17 protein-coding genes and 2 pseudogenes are annotated in these 19,743 nt (G+C 59.3%); 9 read left to right on the top strand and 10 right to left on the bottom strand.

The window, feature by feature from the left end; all coding sequences use genetic code 11:
* Positions 1–697: 697 nt before the first annotated feature.
* A pseudogene (locus tag I6F21_RS19895) lies at positions 698–977 on the top strand (hypothetical protein).
* A 25-nt stretch (positions 978–1,002) separates the two neighbouring features.
* Here I6F21_RS19895 and I6F21_RS19900 read toward each other — a convergent pair.
* Positions 1,003–1,191: a DUF3606 domain-containing protein gene (locus I6F21_RS19900; RefSeq protein WP_225128651.1), complete on the bottom strand. Its 189-nt coding sequence runs from the start codon at positions 1,189–1,191 to the stop codon at positions 1,003–1,005.
* Between the two features lie 105 nt (positions 1,192–1,296).
* Between I6F21_RS19900 and ligD (I6F21_RS19905) the strand changes: the two genes are divergently transcribed.
* Positions 1,297–2,217, top strand: coding sequence for a non-homologous end-joining DNA ligase (ligD, locus tag I6F21_RS19905; RefSeq protein ID WP_225128793.1), 921 nt, complete (start codon positions 1,297–1,299; stop codon positions 2,215–2,217).
* The gene (locus I6F21_RS19910; protein WP_225128652.1) at positions 2,217–2,384 is read left to right on the top strand and encodes a hypothetical protein; all 168 of its coding nucleotides are present in this window, start codon (positions 2,217–2,219) and stop codon (positions 2,382–2,384) included. Before ligD (I6F21_RS19905) ends, I6F21_RS19910 begins: the two co-directional genes overlap by 1 nt.
* Positions 2,385–2,443: 59 nt before the next feature.
* Here I6F21_RS19910 and I6F21_RS19915 read toward each other — a convergent pair.
* Positions 2,444–3,066, bottom strand: a pseudogene (locus I6F21_RS19915) (cell envelope biogenesis protein TolA).
* Positions 3,067–3,208: 142 nt separating this feature from the next.
* Between I6F21_RS19915 and ligD (I6F21_RS19920) the strand changes: the two are divergent.
* Complete coding sequence (gene ligD, locus I6F21_RS19920; protein ID WP_225183389.1) at positions 3,209–4,156, top strand: non-homologous end-joining DNA ligase; 948 nt, start codon at positions 3,209–3,211, stop codon at positions 4,154–4,156.
* A 27-nt stretch (positions 4,157–4,183) separates the two neighbouring features.
* Here the strand turns inward: ligD (I6F21_RS19920) and I6F21_RS19925 are convergent, their stop codons facing one another.
* From I6F21_RS19925 to I6F21_RS19940, 4 genes are all read right to left on the bottom strand, one after another.
* The gene (locus I6F21_RS19925) at positions 4,184–5,008 is read right to left on the bottom strand and encodes a ribonuclease HII (protein ID WP_225183375.1); all 825 of its coding nucleotides are present in this window, start codon (positions 5,006–5,008) and stop codon (positions 4,184–4,186) included.
* Positions 5,009–5,345: 337 nt separating this feature from the next.
* The gene (locus I6F21_RS19930) at positions 5,346–5,762 is read right to left on the bottom strand and encodes a hypothetical protein (RefSeq protein ID WP_225128655.1); all 417 of its coding nucleotides are present in this window, start codon (positions 5,760–5,762) and stop codon (positions 5,346–5,348) included.
* Between the two features lie 14 nt (positions 5,763–5,776).
* The gene (locus tag I6F21_RS19935) at positions 5,777–5,977 is read right to left on the bottom strand and encodes a hypothetical protein (protein WP_092220504.1); all 201 of its coding nucleotides are present in this window, start codon (positions 5,975–5,977) and stop codon (positions 5,777–5,779) included.
* A gap of 442 nt (positions 5,978–6,419) precedes the next feature.
* Positions 6,420–7,352 (bottom strand): Ku protein, encoded by a 933-nt coding sequence (locus I6F21_RS19940; protein WP_225128656.1) that lies wholly within the window; start codon positions 7,350–7,352, stop codon positions 6,420–6,422.
* 145 nt (positions 7,353–7,497) lie between these two features.
* Here I6F21_RS19940 and I6F21_RS19945 point away from each other — a divergent pair, with 145 nt between their 5' ends.
* The 5 genes from I6F21_RS19945 to I6F21_RS19965 all read left to right on the top strand — a co-directional run bounded on the left by I6F21_RS19945 (position 7,498) and on the right by I6F21_RS19965 (position 14,483).
* Positions 7,498–7,890, top strand: coding sequence for a hypothetical protein (locus I6F21_RS19945; protein ID WP_225128657.1), 393 nt, complete (start codon positions 7,498–7,500; stop codon positions 7,888–7,890).
* A 44-nt stretch (positions 7,891–7,934) separates the two neighbouring features.
* On the top strand, positions 7,935–8,384 hold the full coding sequence (locus tag I6F21_RS19950) for a hypothetical protein (RefSeq protein WP_225128797.1): 450 nt from the start codon (positions 7,935–7,937) through the stop codon (positions 8,382–8,384).
* Positions 8,385–8,387: 3 nt separating this feature from the next.
* The gene (locus tag I6F21_RS19955; protein WP_225183376.1) at positions 8,388–9,113 is read left to right on the top strand and encodes an SOS response-associated peptidase; all 726 of its coding nucleotides are present in this window, start codon (positions 8,388–8,390) and stop codon (positions 9,111–9,113) included.
* A gap of 175 nt (positions 9,114–9,288) precedes the next feature.
* The gene (locus I6F21_RS19960; RefSeq protein WP_225183377.1) at positions 9,289–12,747 is read left to right on the top strand and encodes an AAA domain-containing protein; all 3,459 of its coding nucleotides are present in this window, start codon (positions 9,289–9,291) and stop codon (positions 12,745–12,747) included.
* Positions 12,744–14,483 (top strand): hypothetical protein, encoded by a 1,740-nt coding sequence (locus I6F21_RS19965; protein ID WP_225128660.1) that lies wholly within the window; start codon positions 12,744–12,746, stop codon positions 14,481–14,483. The genes I6F21_RS19960 and I6F21_RS19965 overlap by 4 nt, the downstream gene beginning before the upstream one ends.
* A gap of 952 nt (positions 14,484–15,435) precedes the next feature.
* Here I6F21_RS19965 and I6F21_RS19975 read toward each other — a convergent pair.
* The 4 genes from I6F21_RS19975 to I6F21_RS19990 form a co-directional block, all read right to left on the bottom strand.
* The gene (locus I6F21_RS19975; RefSeq protein WP_225128662.1) at positions 15,436–17,364 is read right to left on the bottom strand and encodes a hypothetical protein; all 1,929 of its coding nucleotides are present in this window, start codon (positions 17,362–17,364) and stop codon (positions 15,436–15,438) included.
* Positions 17,365–17,403: 39 nt separating this feature from the next.
* Positions 17,404–18,759, bottom strand: coding sequence for a Shedu immune nuclease family protein (locus I6F21_RS19980; protein WP_225128663.1), 1,356 nt, complete (start codon positions 18,757–18,759; stop codon positions 17,404–17,406).
* Between the two features lie 77 nt (positions 18,760–18,836).
* Positions 18,837–19,343 carry a type II toxin-antitoxin system YhaV family toxin gene (locus I6F21_RS19985; protein WP_225128664.1) on the bottom strand — a complete coding sequence of 169 codons (507 nt, stop codon included), beginning with the start codon at positions 19,341–19,343 and terminating at the stop codon, positions 18,837–18,839.
* Positions 19,340–19,681 (bottom strand): type II toxin-antitoxin system PrlF family antitoxin, encoded by a 342-nt coding sequence (locus I6F21_RS19990; RefSeq protein ID WP_225128665.1) that lies wholly within the window; start codon positions 19,679–19,681, stop codon positions 19,340–19,342. The genes I6F21_RS19985 and I6F21_RS19990 overlap by 4 nt, the downstream gene beginning before the upstream one ends.
* Positions 19,682–19,743 lie beyond the last annotated feature (62 nt).

The following is a 19,743-nucleotide window of genomic DNA, read 5'->3' on the forward strand; positions in this document are numbered from 1 at the left end:
CAATGCGGATTTGCGTCTCCTTGGTATCAATTTTGCTTTTGTGGTATCGTCTCACTCGTGCGCATGTCTATGCACGGTGTGGGCATGTTCACTGAGAGCCAATTCTTACAGAGGACGACATGGCCAAGAAAGCAAAGAAGGCAAAGAAGACCGCGAAGGCAGCTACCAAGAAGGTGGCAAAGAAGACTTCAAAGAAAAAGAAGTAGTCATATCGGACTGATCTATTGCCGCCTCCGGGTCGAAACCCGGATGAGAAGCGAGACCTCCCAAAGGATATGAAGCGTCCTTTGCAGCCGTTTGGTATCGCGGCAAGCTGAGATAAGGCCGGACCTTTGTGCAGGTGGCTGCTGCATAAAGGTCTGGTTTTTCGTTTCTGCCCCGCGAGGGCGTGATCTGGTCGTGCGCAAGGGATCGAAGCCGCATGGCCGAGACGCTGCGCGGCTCGGTTCACGAGAGCCCGGTGCGGGCGACAGCCGCACGCGCAAAACGACAAGGAGCAACTAACTGAGCTCGGACGTCTGAAGTGTCGGAAAACGGTTTCTCTAGTTCGTTCTTGCCCACCCTAGCACCTCGCCAAGCTGAATATTCCGCCTTCGAAAAACCACGAGATCCCACGATCTCGAATCCCAGTCGTGTGTTAGCGATGGGGAACGTCTGCGGGACTAAACGATTCGTCTCAGCGTGGGAGAACCTTTCAATGCTGATGACCAAGCAGAGACGGCCGGCGATCCGCACCCTGCGCGGTTGGGCGATCAACGTGCTGAACGAAGCCGGCGCCATCCGCGAGTGCGAGGAGCACGGTTGGATGCAGGACCGCGCCGATCCGCATGCACGAGAGCGCGCCTTCGATATCGCCCATCAGGACCCGCCAGCAGACGTATCCCGTGACGCAGCGGAGGCCGCGGTTCGTCGACCTGCTGGACTCGATTGGTGATACCTGCCCAGAATGCCCCCCTGACGAGGAGGACCGACGCTAAGCACCGATGCCAATCCGTCTCCTACTCAGCGGCCTAGCCGCCTTTCCACGCGCTTCCGCGTATTGCCGACCTTTTTGACAGCCTTCTTCACCGCCGGCGCCGACTTACCTGTCTTCTTCGCCTCGTACCGCACTTCGTAGTCCTGCCCGCCGGCCACCCGTGCCCGGTCCTGCTTGCGTCCGCGGGACGTCTTCGACTTTTTCGCTGCCGCCATGGATACCTCCTGTTCGTGGCGTCGAGGCAGCGCAACAAGGATTCGCCGGTTCCGGAACGATTCGAACTGTGCCAATTTGAATCGCCTGTAGCGTGGAGTTCTTCAGTGGCGTTTCAGCGTAAAAAGCCGGCGGCTATCGGCGTCAAAACGCCCTTCCCCGGCTTCATCGACCCGGCCTTGGCCACCTCGATCGAGAAGGTGCCGTCCGGAGAGCGCTGGATTCACGAAATCAAGTTCGACGGCTACCGTGTTCAGGTCCATCTGGCCAACGAGACGGCGAAGATCTTCACCCGGCGCGGCCACGATTGGACGCATCGCTTCAAGAAGGTCGCTCATGACGCCTGGCGGATCAAGGCGAACTCGGCGGTGGTGGACGGCGAGATCGTGGTACCGGCCGCCGACGGCACGACTGACTTCTCGGTCCTGCAGAACGAGCTCAAGGGCAAATCGAAGAGCATCGTGCTCGTCGCGTTCGATCTGCTCTATCTGAACGGCCGAGATATCCGGAAGCTACCGCTCTTTCAGCGCAAAGCCGAACTCAAGAAGATCCTAGGCGGCACCGACATCCAGTTCAGCGAAAGCTTCGAGATAGATGGCCGCGAGATGTTCGCGCACGCCTGCAAGCTCGGCCTCGAAGGCGTCGTTTCGAAGGTCCGGGGCAGCGCCTATCCGGCGGGACGCACGAATGATTGGGTCAAAAAGACCTGCGTACAGCGTGAGACGCTGACGATTGCCGGCTTCGCACTCGATGGGACGAAGTGGGACGGAATCTACGTCGGCCGGCGCAGGGGCGACGATCTGGTCTATGCCGGCAAAGTCGACCACGGCTTCGACAAGGTCTCGGCCGCCGATCTGCAGAAGCGGCTTAAACCCCTCATCCGAAAGACCCAGCCTTATACCAAGCGCATTGGTCACAAGGGCATCTGGATCGAACCCAAGCTTCTGGCCGAGATCGAGTATCGCGCGAAGTCGGCCGAGGGAAAGGTTCGCCACCCGTTTTTTAGGGGGCTTCGGGAGGATCTGTAATGGATGCCTTTGACCGCTTCTGGCAGTGGGCGAACAAGCCCGCGGAAAGTCCGCTGACGATTCCGGCCGAGCTGCATCAAGCGGTCATGGAGCTCGCTCCCGAGGACCGAGCGGAACGCACCACGGTGAACCGAGCCGCAGCGCGCTCACCAGACCCCGAACGATGATCGCTTGACGGCAACCCTTTGCCTTCCCTCGGTGCCGCCGAGCAAGAACTGCCAAGAAACTAACTCCGTGCGCGCCGCAGCGCAGCTTCCAATCGCTCCCTCTCCTTATTCCAGCGATCGTCTTCGGTTTGCGATCTCTTCGCGAGAGCCTCAAACCTCGGCCTGGATGGCGGCAGCCCGCTTCGCGTGCTCCTGCTCCGCCTTGTCCAGCGCAGCCTGCGCCTTGTCGACCGCCTGCTGACGGCGCTCACGTTCTCTCTGCCTGGCGGCCTCCTCCCTCGCCCGTTCACTCTCCTGGCGCCTCTCCTCCCGTTCGTAGGCAAGCGCAGCCTTCCGCTCGGCCGTCTTGTCGACGGGACGTGAGGAAGGCTTCTTCGCAATTTGGCCCTTCGATTTGCGCGGGGCGTTCGTCGTTCTTCTGTCCCCGCCGTGATCGGAGGGCAGTTCAGCTTGCTCGCTGAAGGATCGGTTGGATCCGACCGGGCGCCTGAGAACGACGCCCGGCTTCTTCATGGCCGCAGCGATGACGTCCGGATCGTCGCTTTCCTTCGCCGCGCCTTGGTGGAAGAGATTGCTGTCGGCGCCCCAGGCTTCGAGGGCCGCTTTCATGGAGGAGGAAGGCGGCGATCGCCAGATCGAAGAAGCCCAAAGAAGTCTGGTAGGTTTTGAGTTTTCTCGCCATCGGTCCGGTCCGCCCTCCTCAATCGAGCGTCAACGTCACGCATGCCACGGAGCCTGCGGAACAAGACGCGGCCCCGAAGCGTTCCCTAATCCTTGAAGGACGTCCATGCATTTCGCAACGTGCTCTTAAGGATTGGCCTCGAATGAGCCGGACGTCGACCCTGCCCAAGCGCCTGCAGCCGATGCTCGCAACGCTCACCGACGCGCCGTTCGACGATCCCGGCTGGGTTTTCGAGGACAAGTATGACGGCTTCCGGATGATCGCGGAAATCCGGCGAGGCAAGGTTGCGCTCTACAGCCGAAATGGCAAGATCATCAGCCGCAGCTATATCGAGGTCGCCAAAGCACTTGAGGGCGTGAAGGGCGATGCCGTGATCGACGGGGAGCTCGTCGCGATCGGAAAGGACGGCGTCTCGCATTTCCAGTTGCTTCAAAACGCGCTGCGCCATGAGGCGAAGCTCCTGTATTGCGCCTTCGACCTCATGTTCGCAGACGGTGAGGACCTGCGTGCGCTGCCGCTCCTCGAGCGCAAGAAGCGGCTCAAGGCCATCCTTCCGCGCCACAAGCTCGTCGCGTTCAGCAACCACCGCAAAGGCAAGGGAACGAAGTTCTTCGCAGATGCCGAGCGGAGACATCTCGAAGGCATCATGGCCAAGCGCGCCGATAGCCCGTACGCGTCCGGACGCCGGACCGCCGACTGGCTGAAGGTGAAGACCGCGCAGCGGCAAGAGGTCGTGATCGCCGGCTTCACGGCGCCGAGGCGAACCCGGCCTTTCTTCGGCGCTCTCGTCCTCGCGGTACGCGAAGGGGATGCATGGCGGTACATAGGCCACGTTGGCACCGGCTTCAGCCACCAAGTTCTCGAAGAGCTTCACGGCAAGCTCATGAAGCTCAAAACCGCCAAGTCACCGTTCCCTGCCAAGGTGAAGGATGAGCAGGTCACGACCTGGGTGCGTCCTGCGTTGGTCGCAGAAGTGAAGTTCGCGGAGTGGACCAGCAACGGCGAGCTGCGCCAGCCGGTCTATCTCGGGCTGCGGTCCGACAAAAACGCGAAGGACGTCGTACGCGAAAAGAGCTGGCCGCGAAAATAGCGCCGCCGAGACGAAGCGTAGACCTGTTCAGCCGGCGTCGCGCTCAGATGCCGAAGGCCATGGCGGCAAGGGCGGCAACCCGAGAGCCTTACGTACCGGTCCGAACGACCGCCGGTGAGCTGCGCATGCGCCAAGCCTGGCGAGCGCTTCATAATGAGCCGGCACCGGGTAGCCCTTGTGATCCGCGAAGCCATAGCCGGGGTGTCGCACGTCGAGCGTCCGCATGACGGCATCGCGCTCGACTTTCGCGAGGATGGAGGCGGCCGCGATGCTGGCGGACTTGGCGTCGCCTTTGATGATTGCCTGCTGAGGGATGTCGATTTCCTTCAGCCGTTTCGCATCGATCAGCAAGTGTTGCGGCGTCAATCCCAGCCCCCGGACCGCACGCTGCATAGCCTGAATGCCCGCCCAATAGATGTTGATCGCGTCGATCTCCTCGACCTCGACGAACGCCACAGACCAACACTCCGCCTTTTCCATGATCTCCTTCGCGAGTTCTTCGCGAGCCGCGGCGTCGAGTTTTTTCGAGTCGTCGATTTCGACTATCCGCGTGCCCGGTTTCAGGATCACGGCGCCAGCAGAGACCGGCCCGGCGAGAGGGCTCATTCCAGCCTCGTCCACGCCTGCCACGGCGTGATGGCCTGTTTCCCACAGAGAGGTCTCGAAGCGGAGCATCTTGCGGAGGCGCTGCCCTTCCGACCTATTTTCGAAGCGGCGTTTATCGATTGAAGCCAGGATGGCACGCGCTCCGGCGCGGGTGTCGGCCCGCAAGATCTGCTCGACGCCGGCCTCGAGCGGTCTTTTCTCGACGACATAGCGCTGACGCAATACATCGAGTGAGTACTGGGACATTAAGGCCTTCGTGAAGATTGACTGTTGGGGAGCATGTCAGTGAACTTTATGGCGATTGTCTGAAGTAGCTATACCGCCTCACCGACCGCGCAACGCCCTCTCAAAAGGAACCCGGCCAGCTCTCCCGCGCGGGTTCGGCCTTCATTTCCTCGCTACATTGTCGCTCGCCGGCTCGGTAGAAGGACCCGTGCTCAGTCGCCGTCCCGAGTAGATCGGGGCCGGCATGGCCGCAAACAAGGTAACGGCGGTACGCTTGGGACTGGGGAGGCAAATCGACAGTCCGGGACTATCAAACGCTGCTCCCATTTGGCGGATTTTTCTTCCCTCAGTCGCTACCTCAAGAGGCGTTTGCTCTTGCCCGTTCGCGCGCCTCGCGCCGACGTTCACGTCTTTCGCGCCGTCGCTTGGCACGATCGGCGGGCTGCCGCAGCGGAGGAACAGGCGCCGGCGAGGTCGCACTCGTCTCCAGAACTGGAGGCGCCTCGGCCCTTTCCAGGGCCGTTGGCCGCGCTTCCATCAATTCGAGCAACGCCCGTCCTTTGGACGTGATCTTCCATCCTCCGCTGATCCGTTCGACCAATCCTTGTGAGAAGATGTCGAGGTCGGGCACTCTGGCCGCGAGGCGCCTGGTCCGGTCCGCCCAGTCGCGGCCACTCGTCGCCAGGATGGCCATATCCCTCTTGAGGTCCTCCATCACGGCAAAGCCGTCCGGATAGGCTACCAAAATCTTCAGGACGGTGACCTGGAAGTTCACGCCGGCCCCCGCGATCAGCGCCACATTGTCGGCGCATGCGAGAGGGCGTCGCGACCAATCTGTTTGAGACCTTCGGGAGAGATCTCGCCTCTCGTCGCAGCCTCTAGGATTTTCGACGCGACGTGGGTACGTGCCCCGATCTCGCGGTGCGAGACGCTTTCACAGACTTCATCGAGAACCGCGCGCAAAAGCGCGGTGGTTGCCGTGTCGAACATAAGCTGCCCCCTAAAGGGAAAATCTAATCCTAGCGCAGTTTCGCCCGCTTGGGGATTCAAGCATGTTAAACTTTGCGGACGGTGCACTGCACCCATAGCTGCGTCTCGGCCCCCAATGGATCGGCTCGCTGGCCGAAGCCCCCAAAACCGAACTAATTAGGCTGAAAGACTACGCTGCCCAAACACTCTCCCCAGCGCAAATCACGCAACTTGATAAACTTCCGCAGTGGCGCGGCCTGCAGCGCGCAAAGTGTCCCCTCTCATTGCAAATCGCGAGGTCGACGGCTCTATGCGCCGTTGGTTCGGCCTCGCGGCTGTCGCCTTTCTGCCGGTCAGCGCGATAGTCTCACGCGACCTCGTCGAGATGGGATTTACCATCCGCCAGGGCCTGCGCGGATGACGAAGGAGTGACCGTCTGGCGTGACTGGTGCTTCACGATAGTCTAGGCCGACTTTCGCTGCGGCTTTGCAGCCGGCTTCTTGGCCGCGCCCTCCTTCGCCGTTTTTTTGCCGGTGATCGGCATCAGCATTTCCTTCTGCCCAGCCGCTGCCTTGCGCGGCTTCTTGGCCCTCTTCTTCGGAGCCTCTGTCGGGCTCGTCGCGTCCCGTCCGATGCTCTTGCGCAGCGCGTCCATCAAGTCCACGACGTTCTCACCTCGAGGACGCTCTTTCGCTCTAATGGGTTTGCCGGCGCGCTTCTGGTTGATCAGATCGATGAGGGCGGTTTCGTACTGGTCTTCGAACTTGTCCGGCTCAAAATGGCCCGCCTTTTGATTGACGATGTGCTTCGCGAGATCAAGCATGTCCTTGGTAACTTTGACATCCTGAATGTCATCGAAATACTCATCCGCGGAACGGACTTCGTAGGGATAGCGCAGCAGCGTGCCCATCAGCCCCTTATCGAGCGGCTCGAGCGCGATGATATGCTCGCGATTGGTCAGCACCACACGGCCGATTGCGACCTTGTTCATCTCGCGGATGGTTTCCCGAATGACGGCGAAGGCATCGTGCCCGACTTTACCGTCAGGACGCAGGTAGTAGGGGCGAATGAGATAGCGCGGATCGATCTCGCTGCGGTCGACGAACTCGTCGATCTCGATGGTGCGCGTCGATTCCAGCGCGACGTTCTCAAGCTCCTCCTTGGTCACCTCGATGAAGGTATCGGTATCAACCTTGTAGCCCTTGACGATGTCCTCGTTGTCGACCTCCTCGCCGGTGTCGGCGTCGACCTTGGCGTACTTGATCCGATGGCCGGTCTTTCGGTTCAGCTGGTTGAATGAGACCTTTTCGGATTCCGACGTGGCTGGATAGAGCGCGACCGGACAAGTGACGAGGGAGAGACGAAGGAAGCCTTTCCAGTTGGCGCGTGGGGCCATCGCGGGGGAACTCCATTATTGATGCCGGATTCAAGACGAACGGCTTGCCTTGGTTCCGACATCCCGATCCGTCCGACAGGCCGATTTTTCTCCCTGGGCCCTTGGACTGACTCGACTTTTGTTCACTTTATGTCCTAATCGAGGAATGACCGACCGACCCGCAAGCTGGCGCATGACCCCAAAGCAGATGGAAAGACTGGCAGCTGACGCGGCGCGGAGGCCTATTCCCCCCGTCGCGGCTCCAGATGCGCCGCTCCCGGCCGAATACTGGGACTCAGTCCTCAAAGACCCTCGCGCCGGCACGACCGAGGCCCACATGCGGCAGCGACGTCTCTCCGAATTTGAGCGCCACGTACTTCGCGTCTCCTGCCGCCGTTGCCAGCGAATCGTGGAAATCCAGACTGTCGATGCAGTGCGATTGTATGGCGGCAACGCGCTCTGGAAGGACGTCGCGCAGCGGTTGCTCGACAACACCTGCCAGCAGCGCACCGGCAGGCATGAAGAAGACGGGTGCTGGCCAGCATTCGAGACGCCGTAGCCGCTCTGCATTTGCCGATCCGATCTTTGCGCCTGGATGTCCGGATGGCCCCGAAGTATCACCCTACGCCCCTGTCGGGCGGCGATCGCAAGGCTCTGGCAAAAGAGCTCGGCAAGGCGCGCGCTATGGCCAACATCCTGGCTACCCAATCGGCGGAGACGCGGGCCAAGGGCGAGGCGATGATCCAGCAAGCCGATAGGCTGCTTTGCGAAAGCTGGAACGAGCGGATGTGGAGTGACGGCGAACCGATCGATCCGTCGCCGACCATCGATCAAGCCGTGAACGGAGGCTTCCCCTGGCTGGAGATCAGATGCGCGCGCTGCAAGACGCCGAGCGACGTGGACCTCGCGGCGATGAAGCACCCGCCGACCACCTTCGTGCACGATCTCGCCAGCCGGCTGCGCTGCCGCAAATGCGCCAAGGTGGGCCGGCGTCCATCCGCGACTCTGCTACAGTTGACGTGGCAGCCGCGCCACCCTCGAACCGAATCCTGACCGATGTGTAATCTTTATTCGATCACGACCAACCAAGCCGCGATCAGCGCGCTGTTTCGTGTCGTGAACCGCTACGTTGGTAATCTGGCGCCGATGCCGGGAGTTTTTCCCGACTACAAGGCGCCGATCGTGCGTAACGGGGCCGAGGGCCGCGAACTCACCACTGCGCGGTGGGGAATGCCGTCGTCGTCAAAAGCGCTGATGGACGCCACGAAGAAGCGAGTCGAGAAACTGCAGGCCAAGGGCAAGGCAGTGGATTTCAAGGAATTGCTCAGAATGGAGCCGGACAGTGGAACGACCAATATCCGTAACGTGACGAGCAAGCACTGGACTCGCTGGCTCGGCGTCGAAAACCGCTGCGTGGTGCCGTTCAACTCGTTCAGCGAGTTCAACAAGGCCGAGGGCGGCGATATCTGGTTCGCGCTCGATGAGAGCCGTCCCCTCGCCTGCTTCGCCGGCATCTGGACCAACTGGACGTCAGTCCGGAAGGTCAAGGAAGGCGAGACCACCAACGACCTCTTCGCGTTCCTCACGACGGAGCCAAACACCGAGGTCGCCGCCATCCATCCGAAGGCGATGCCCGTGATCCTAACGACGCCGGACGAGGTAGAGGCCTGGATGACGGCTCCTCCGGACGAGGCCCTGAAGCTACAGCGGCCACTTCCCGACAGCAATCTTCGGATCGTCGCCCGCGGCGTCAAAGAAGACCCCCTCGGCTTGGCGTCGTGACTGACGAGGCCGACGACCAAACGGCCGCGACCCCGTCCAATCCTTGGCGAATCAGACGATCGCGCGACACTGACATATCCTGCAATTTTTGGGTCGATAACTTCACTTCAGATCATATAGTTATCCTCCGCATACGAATCACGCTGTTGCACTCTGTCCAAAGGATTACGTCGCCATGGCGCGAGGTCCGAAGCTAGGAAAGGCCACGCTCGACGCACGGTTTACGTTTGCCGACACCGCGTTTTCCAGCGGCGTCGATGGCTGGCATTCTCAACTTCGTTTTGCCACCGGCATCGCCGACGGCGAAGACTATCTCCTCCGTCTGTTTAAGAAGACCGGATCTGCGCTCGACGAAGACCTGAAACGACTCATCACGCACGGTCTCAGGCGTGTCCGGCGCATCCTGTCGTCACGCCGTGCACGACAGCTGTTGGTTGAGGTTCTTGAAATCGTCGAGGACCAGGATGAGATCGGCATCTTAATGGTCGATCCGGGTAGTCCGATCTCCGGGTCGTTGCACAGGGTTCGAGCGCGAGAAGGCCGGCTGCTTACGACGGCCGGTCGCAAGGTGTTTTGGCGCAATATCCTGCGCGTAGCCGAAGGACTCGCGCTTTGTCATGATGCGGGAATTGTGCATGGCGCTATCAGCGAACATGCGATCTTCTCGCATAGCGATGAGAAGGAGGATTTCCGACTCGGCGGCTACGAGGCGTGCGTGCACATCGCCGACGGCGATATGGGCGGCGCGGGACATCTCCTGCGGCCCTCGGGCACCGTATCGTTCCGGCAGGACTGGAGCGATCTGGGGCAGACGGCGTCCCGTATCCTTGGCCTTACCGAGGACGGCGGTGGACCTTCCCTGCTGCCGATCGAACGGCGCATGCTCAATCGCCTTGCCAATCCACCGCACCATCAGCTTTTCGACGGCAATATTGTCCTGAGCGAGCTGACGGAGATCGTGGCCGATCTTGAGCGGTCAGGATCGAGCGCCGAGGGCGAGCTCGTTCTCTATCCCTCGCCTCAAGTCATCCAAAGCGACCTTCCGGCTCTCACGTCGGGCACGATACAGGCAGATGACCGGGATGCAGTCCTCCGGTTTGTCGAAGACGATCTGAGCGGACCAACGGTACGTACTGTTGCTGTGGATCAGGCCTTTGTGCGTGTCATCACTGATCTTGCTGCCTATGGCGTGAAAGTCGTCGATGATTGTGTTGGCATGATCGAGAATGCCAACAAACGGCGGCCTGATGATCACATCTTCGATGCCGTCGAGGTTTCTCACAGGGTATACCTCGCGCGAACCCGGAAGAGCGCTGAAGAACGGGTGCGCAAGCTTGGTCCCGGTGCCAAGCAGTGGATCGACGCCAGTGGCAATAGCCGCGCGGCTCAACGACCCGACGATATTCCGACCTGGTACGCCCTCATCCTCCTCGAAGCCTTTACATGGTTGCGCGAACAGTTTCGCATCTATCCCGTCGAAGTGCTTCATCCGCCATCGGACGGAGATACCGATTTGGCCTGGATCGCATGCCGCGAGGATGACGAGCGCGACATCCGGCGCAAAATGATGGGACTACGTCCGGCATACGACGCCTTGGGCCACGAGTTGAGGTACGACGATGGCAAGCCGAATTGGACGCTGTCTCGCCTTGATGCGCTCGCCGGCGATCGCGAGAGGCTGCCCGAGCTCAGTTATGAAGGAACGGGCGGCATCGTCGAGGGGCGCCTGACTTACACATTCGCGACCAGTGAAGCGGTCGTGCCAGGACAGACTCTCTATCTTCGTCCTCGACGCGATAGCGGATTCGAGCGCGCTATCCGCCGCCGCCTTCAAAATATCGTGGCGGCCCGGACCAATATTGAACTCTTAAGAGCGATCGACGATCCGGCACAGGTCGCGCTGGACGATGCGCTACGCGATATTGCAGCTCCCGGCAGCACGCCGCCAGACGATATGGATGCATCGAAAAAGTCCGCATGGGACGCGATTGTGGCCGGTAGATCCATCAATGTCGTTATCGGCCCCCCTGGCGTCGGCAAGACCTTCCTGATCTCGCATCTCGTCAAGAGTATTTTGGGAAAGACACGGGACGCCAGGCTGCTGGTCTCGGCCCAAAACCACGAAACCTTGATTCAGATGGAGGACGAACTCAAAAAGACTCTGGCGGGCGGTCCGGAGATCGTGGTTCGTGTCGACCGCACACGACCGACCGACGAAGTAACCTCCCTGCGAACGAGCTCCATTGGTCTGCTCCAGTCGGTCTCAGTGGCAGGCCACGCGGCTGAAGCTGCGATGGTCAATCAACGCCACCAAATCAAACAGGCCCTTCGACCCGTGGATCCGTCGGAAACGGTGGTTGCCGACCGCGTGTTTCGCGATACCGAAAATCTGTTGCTACGATCATCCGATGTGACGCTTGCCACGACGTCGTCCCACATTATCGAAGAAATGATAGCCGACGGCGACCAGTTCGACTGGGTCATCGTGGAGGAGGCTGCCCGCGCCAATGGCGCGGAACTGATCGGCGCACTGTTGCTGGGCAACAGGAGGATCGTGGTTGGAGACCATAACCAGCTGTCTCCATTCGATGCCGCGCAGCGGCAAAAGTTCTACGATGCTGAACGCGCGTCGGAGCTGCTGCGAGGCGCGAAAGAGCAGCTTGAAACCATCTCCGATCTGCCGCCAGAAGTGAACGAGGCGCTCGATACTATCAAGTCGAACGAGCTTCTGCTGAAGGAAGTGCTCGCGACAGCAGCGCGTCTTGAAGAGCCATTCCGATCAATCGCAGAGCGCGAAGAGCAGCGGGAAAAGGACTCGAGACGGCCGAGTACGATCGTCAACACTCTCCTCGAGCAGAGCCGCATGCACCCCGCCATCGGGGACCTTGTCTCGAATACTTTCTACAACAGAAGGCTCGTTCCCTCCGATCGCGTCAAGCGTCGCGCACTGACTGTTACATCGACCGCACCTCACCTCGCCGCGCCGATCGTTCTCCTCGATTTTCCGCCGCTCAGTGTGACGAAACGGCGCAATTTCGAAACGAAAGTGAAGCGATCGTACCGCAACGACCTTGAAGCTCAGCTTTTGATAGCAGCTTTGAAAGGCCTGCAGGCCGTCGTTGGCGGCGATGGCCGCCGGCCCACGCTGGTGATCCTTTCGCCGTATCTGGCGCAGGTTAATTGGTTTAAGCACCTGCTTAACCAACGGATCAAGAAAGACAAGACCTTGTTTGGCTTCGCCAGCCCGCGCAGCAACGGAGAGTTTATCTTTACGAGCGACAGCTTCCAGGGCGGCGAGGCCGACGTCGTCGCCGCCAGCCTCACGCGCAACAATGTCATGGTCGGATCGCGCGCGCTCGGCTTCGTTAAGAGCCCGCAACGCATGAACGTGCTGCTCAGCCGCGCCAAGCAAAAGCTTGTTCTTGCCACAAGCCAAGACTTCATTCGCGACGTGGTGGACGGAATAGATCCCGATGGAAACAAAGATGAGCTCGAGTTCCTTCGCAAGATGCTGAAGGAGTTCGCGACGCTGGCCGGAACTGATTACGACCTCATCAGAAAGGACGGCACCACCGGCAAGGTCAAGGGTGCTTCCATCATCACGGTCGATGAGAACGGGAGATTTCCCGCGTGAAAATCTACCTTCCCGCCTGGCACTATCGTGCGCGTGCCATCGTCCAACGCACCTGGGGATGGAGCCCAATTGAGGAAATGATCTTGCTCGCGCTCGATCGCACCCCGGACACGATCGAGGGTGTTGCTGCGTCGCTCGGAATTCCTGTCCAGGTCGCCGGCTCGACCATCGCGCGGCTGATGCAGTTCGGCCTGGTCGAGATTCGGCTGTCACCTGTTCCCCAACTGGCAACAAGCACTGTCGGTCACGACTTCATCAGGTTGGGGGGCGCTTTGCCAGAGCGAACCGAAGATCGCGAGATTCACATCAGTCTTGTGCTGGAGAAGGTCGGGCACTCCGTCTTTCGCAACCGCGACGTCGAAACCGCCCCGCTCCATCGATTGTCCCATGCGGATCACAAGGTTAACTTTCCTGCGGGGCCCGATGAGACCGATGACACGATGGCAGTTCGCGTCACTCAGTTTGTGACGAACATGCTTCGCCCAGGCGAATGGTTGCGCGGCGTGCAAACCGTCAATTCCGTCCTCGAAAGGAAATACCTCGCCATCGAACTCAATGATGTGAAAAACGGTCTGCTCCCCGAGGGAGCCAGTCAGGACCTAATTGGCGCCCTTCGAGCAACGATCAAAACCGGCATCCTTCCTGAAGCCAGCGATCCACAACCGGACCGGTCACCGACCATCGATACGATGATATCCACCGACGACTTGATCATTGGTGGCAACCAGCATCTGGAGACCTTCGAGCGCATCGTCGGCCAGGCCGAGGAAGACGTCTTTGTACTTTCGACCTTCATCACGCCGCACGAAGGAAAATACACGGAGCGCCACGAACGTGTCCGCATCGCGCTCGAGCGGGCATGTCGACGTGGCGTGCGTTGCCATTTGTTCTATGGCACCGTGCTTGACGCCGAGAGAAAAAATGCAATCGCAATGCAAGAGCTGAACGTCCGGCTCTCCTCGGCGCGCCACGCGCGTGGTTTTGTGCTTGCACACCGCGACTCGGTTCGAAGCCACGTGAAATGTCTCGCCGCAGATGACGGTCATGGAGGCGCTGTCGTCTTGCTCGGCTCCTCCAATTGGCTGTCGTCGCCTTTTTCGGCCGTGGAGCTTTCTGTCGAGCTCACCGAAAATCGGGCTGCAGCGGCCGGCCTGGATCTTCTGCGTTCGATCATCTCGCCTCTTTCGAGCGCAAGTCGTTCGATCGAAACGCTTCAGTTCATGGCATCGGATTTGAGGCGCGCCAGAAGCCCCTTATCACCCACCACCGACACCGGTCACCGTGTACCGGTTCGGATGACTTTCCTGCAGGCTGACGATCACGAGCGATTGCTCCGGCAGGTGGCGCACGAGGCCGATGAACGTTTCGTTTGCTGCAGCAACAAGGTCGGCGCGCCCATGGTGCCTGGGCTCTTCAACCCGGCCGAAATCGCGGGCCGGCGCCTCGACGACGTCCGTGTCTATTTTTCGCGCCCGTCTGGACCCATCAAGCGGCGGCATGTCAGGGCCCACCGCGATCGACTAAACGGCGTCGTCGATTTGATTGCCGTGGAGGATCCGCAAGTCCACGCGAAATTCCTGCTCTGGGGCAATGATGATGTCGTCGTGAGCACGATGAATTGGGGCTCTCAGACCGGTTCGCCCGACAATCCTCTCGACGAGATTGGCCTGCATCTGGAAGGGGAAGGCCTGGCTACTTCCCTCTTGGCGAAATTCGAGGGACAGCTCGGGGACTGATCGACCCATACGACGGGTTATATCAACTTTGTACGCGCAATGATCTGTATCTGGTGCCGAAACAAATTTGAACGCCTTTCGACTGAGCACGGCATCCCTGAGGCTCTCGGCTGCCCGGAAGACTTGGTCTTGCGCGACGTGATGTGCGTAAACTGCAACAACGCTTTGGGGACGCTGGATCAGGCCCTATTAAAGCAGTTCGAGGTGGTGACTGTCGTCTATGGTGTGCCCCGAAAGGGCGGGCGTAGACCTACAATTGACAGCTGGCGCGCCATCAGCAGCAAACACTCGGCGACTGGACAGATATTTTTCTCAACGCTGGGCCTCAAACTGTGGAAGCAGAGGGAAAGCGCCTGCGCCAGCGGCCAAGTCCAACGGTATTTTTGACACGTGGATAGAGCCGGAGGCCGGCCGGCTCGGATTCAGCCAGCAGTTCGGGAATGACCCTCGTTTTGTGCGTGCGCTTTACAAGATCGGGCTCAACCTTATCGCAAGGCACTATGGCGTAGCCGAAGCAGCTGACACACGATACGAACATATTCGTGTGTTTGTATGGGGCCGACCTGACGCGCCAGCACCGCGTGCGGCGAGGGACACAACTCAAACCTTGGGACCTGTTACGAGTGCGTCCACTCCGATCGCAAAAGACGGACGTGATTTTCCGGTGTTTAGCGTAACGATCCTTGGTCTGATGTTCTTGATCGACATGTCACCGCAGCAGCCGGGCCTTCGTGATTTGGAAGCCGCGGCGGCTCTCCGTAATGAACCGCTCGTTTTTCTGCCGCCAAGACGGCCGTTATCAAGTTGCTGAACTTCCAGGCTGGCTGCAGCCGTTTTCACTCGCCCTAACCGTATTGGGCGCCTTGAAGGATTATGGCAAATCTCGAAGCTGGCAATGCGATGGCGCGCAATCCAGCGAAACTTCTTGAGCTCGATGCAGTGCATACCGACACTACCGCTTGCCGTAACGACGCCTCAAAAGCGCCAAACATTGCCGCATCGTTTGCTCGTCCTTTGTGTGGACGGTCGGAGAGACTAGGCCGGGCAGCTCGGGATCGCCGGCTGTCATGTAGAGGCGAAGCATATCGGGCCGCGGAAGCAGCTTGGATGCTTCTCGCTCCAGCTCATCCACCCATTTCGCTTTCTTGATCAACTCTGCTTGAAAGCTGCGCAGCAGACGGGTTGCAATTTCGAGATACCCTCCAGATCGTGCAGCGGCTTCGCGCGGCGACATCCCGTCGAGGTTCGAGTGTGGTGCCTCTAGCCAATTCGAATGGGCATCGCCGATCCACGATATTGAAAGAGCCGTGATTGTCTCCAGCCGCTCCAAACGCTGCAGTCGCTCTGCTTCCTCCTCTTGGGCCTTGCGCTGGGCGGCCCGGCTGTCGTGGATCGAGCGCATCGTCTTAAGCACGCCGCGAACCGGCAGCCCAAGATCGTGGGCCTCCTGCTCAGATTCATCTTTGAGAACTGCAAGCGTGGTCGCGAGAGCTCCTTTCAACGCCTGCCAAGCAGCATCGCCCTTGATAGCGATTTGCTTCAGGGATTGCTGGCCATCCGGCGCGTGCTCCATCCAGGATGCGACTTCGAAGCCCTGTCGCTCAACATCGGATCCAAGGAGGGCTATGCTTTCGCCGAGACCTTTCAGAGATGCTAGCCGAGCCGCCAGCTGTGCAGCCTCTCGATCGGCACGATCTTGCTCAATACGGCGCTGATGCAATTCGGCGGATCGCCGCTGCGTCTGCTTCCATGCCCAGCCCGTATCTTCGACTACTCCCTTGACAGCAAGATATCGCAGGAACTTGACCACGGCCCGTTCGGCACCGCCCTTAGGAAGGTTAGCGTCCACCAGAAGCGAGTCCTCGTTCTGGCTGCGGCTAGCGAACTCTTCCGTGATCCAACCGCGCGTACGGAATTCTCCGATCACGGAGAACGGGGTGACGCCACCGAAACGCGGCACCATGTCACAAAGGATGCCAGCCTGCCATACCTTGGGATGAACCGTGAAATATCCCTCTCCCACGGACGGTCCGTCGAGGAGCTCGGCATCTCCCGCCGCAGCAACAGCTCGTACTTGGGGCGAGTGCTGCCAGGCATAGCCTAATGCCTTTCGTCGGGCGGAAGCGTAGGCTGCTTTGACCTTCTCGATCTGGTTTCGACGCCTCTCTTCCGCCGCAGCTGCTTCCTGTCCAGCTATTCGCTCCAGTTCATTTCTAACGTGAGCGGCCCTGCGATTGTAGATCCATTCGCGCGGAGCCGATGTTAGAATTGCCTCGTCGAGGCCAGCTATCGTCGTGTCTCGGGACAGCGCGGACAGATCAATTTCGACTGCCGAGATGCCCGCAGCCGCGATCTTCGTTCGCTTCTCCGGGCCACAGCGATGCGTCACATAGACCTCGACCTGCATTCGATCATCGCCTTTTCGCAGGATTACGTCCGGAATGGTTTCGCCGTCCATGGTCTCCAGCATAGCTGAGTCAAAGACGAAAGTCTTTGCTTGACGAATTGTCCTGGTGCGCGCGCCGTACGTGGCCTGCACGGGAGGAAGGACGAGGCTTTTGCGGCTATTGAGCAGTTGCTCAGCATAGTGGTGAAGCGCCGTCATATTGCCGTGCTTGCAGCTAGGGGCGATACCTGCAGCCCGCTCCGCCGCCGTGAGTGGCGCATGCGCGAAGTGATGGGCGATGTCACCGTCAGGCTTTCGCGCGACGAGCTTTCGACCGCAATTTTTGGCCGGACACTGACACCCACATGACGAGCCACGCGATGCCTGCGAAATGTGAATGATCTCCCCGTCCCACCGCTTGCCAAAGGCAAGCCTCACGCCGTCGCGGGCGAAGAAGGCGTGGCCAATTTTGGACAATGCAGCCAACGGATCCATGGCGTCGCCATTAATTGCAGCGAGTTGCTTTTTCTCGACTTATCGTTCAGTGGCTTCGTCGCTGGCGAGAAAGTCGCGAAGCTGAACCAGCTTCTGCAAGAGCTCGTCGAACGCGTAAATCTGAACGTCCTTCATGCTACGGCGGAATAATTCCAAACACTTCTGCTCGGCTTTTCCTTCCGGGGTTTTCCCCGCAACAACCACGCAATCAACGGAGTAAGATACTATGTTGGCGATCTCACTTGCATCCTTGATCTGCGCGATATTCTTTTGGAATTGATAGCGTTGGTCGAGAACTTGGGCAACCGAACCCACAAGATCGCCCGAAGCTGGATAGACGCCGCCGCGAAATTCCCTTCCGAGCAGCTGAGTGTGCGGTGTCTTGATTTCGACCAACGCCACATTGTTGGTTCCTTCATTCTTGACGAGAAAGTCGGCGATCTTTCCGCCTCGTCCAGTCAAAGCCGCCCCTCCCACATGAGCCTGTCCAAGCACCTCCACGATCGGATAGCCAAACAGCAACGACAATATGAACGGGTTCGAAGCAAATAGCTTCTGCCAAGCGCTCTCGGGCAGCTTCTTGTCGATCATTTCCCGAAACCGCTCGATTAGAACATCGAGGCTAACGAGCTCGATATCGCGTTGAAGTCCATACAACACATCGGGCGTTTCGGTCGCGATCGTCGGAGCGCTCGAGCGAATTGCAGCGACCATGCCGACCCGATCGCGTTTTGAGAGCTCGGACTTAGAGTAATCGCGACCAACCAGCAAATTGGAGATTGTGTCTTTCTTGAGCGCTCGCCGCTTTTCCGGGAATCGCTCAGGGTCCAGCGTTGTCAACAGGGCATTATGGGATTTGATCGCCCTGTCTATTCGTCCCTCGCGTTGATACCCTCGTGTGATACGCGCCAACGATAAGCGCAGTGTTTCGAATTCGCGGTAAGCGAGATGAAAACACGCGCCGTCGAGGCGGGTCACCCCTCGCTTTGTGATGATTAGGCTTGTGACGTCGTCGAGCTCCTCGATACTGTCAACGATTGAACTATATTCTTTTGGAAATCCAAGGCCAGCTTCGATATTCTTGATCAAGCCGGTAGGAAGTTGGAAGAGCACATCGTGTATGGCGTGTTCATCCTCGGGTAGCTCGAAATCAAAACCTTCCAGGACGATCTCTTCAAGCTGGCCGTACTTCGCTTCAAAATATCGCTCGGACGGATATGTGATAATGGGTCGAATGATAATTGTCGACTTAGTGGCATCGAACCAAATGACATCCTTGCTGGGCAGCGGGTTCGGGACCGGCTCATCCGGCTTGAGAGATTGGTAAATGCCAGGATCGGCTTCGCAATGGACTGCGATGCATCCTGGATGAATCTCTCTTAGACTCAGTTTCACGACATCCCCCAATTTGTCCGCCGCCTGGCAGTCCCAGGGTTTCAGCCCGCTCGTCGAGCGACGGCAATCCGAAGCTGTTACTTCTGCGATCCCGCTGTGTTCCGAAGACGGTGCTTGGCGTCGGGCGCTCGAGCTGATTCGCTAAGTTTCGTCCAATCGTCCGGCGGGTTGCCGCGCTTCAGCATCTTCCGGAACACGGCGTAGGCATCATTGGCGCTCTCGTAGGCGCGCAGCGTCGAGTCATCATTGACCCAAGCCAGCACAATGACCTTGGCGTCAGCGGATCGCTGGTAGCGAAAAAATAGTCGATACTGCTGCAGAAATTTCGCACGGAACCAGTGCTTATGTTCATCGCCCAGCGTGGCGCCCTGACGATAGATGTCCCGGGTTGGATCGCCGGGAATATCCTCGAATGCGACCTTCAGCACCGCCGCAAGGAGCTTTGCGGCGCGCTTCTTCTTATAGTCCTTTGGATCCTTTTTGCGCGCTCGCTCGACTTTTTCGATCATCGCCTCGAGTTGATCGAGGAAAAGCGGGTGCGCATAGATTTTCCAACCATTGATTTCGACGGTGTCGTCGCTCACCCTTCGTCATCCGGGAGCGTTGCGTCGAGATCGACCTTGACACCCTTGACCAAGCCCTTTCCTCGCGCAACCAGCGACTTCGGCACCGATCGAATTCGCGCTGGCTCATGAGCCATGTCACGTGCCAAGAATTCGAGGAACGTGCCTATCACAGGGTCGGCTTCGGCTTCACGCCTCTGCTTCTTCGCGATGACGACAGTGCCGTCAGCGAGGCCACGGAACACGACCTGGTCACGCTTGCCGAGAGCCAGCATCTTACGGATAGCGGCCGGCACAGTCGTCTGGCCGCGCTCGGTGATGGTGGCGGGGATTTCGAGGATTTCAGCCGTCTTGGCCATGACCCGCTCCTTGCATCTCAATATCATCCGATGTAATGCATTTGCATTGTAAGTCAAGTTCA

Origin of the sequence: Bradyrhizobium sp. NBAIM03 (assembly GCF_020194055.1) — a bacterium.
Lineage (GTDB): Bacteria > Pseudomonadota > Alphaproteobacteria > Rhizobiales > Xanthobacteraceae > Bradyrhizobium > Bradyrhizobium yuanmingense.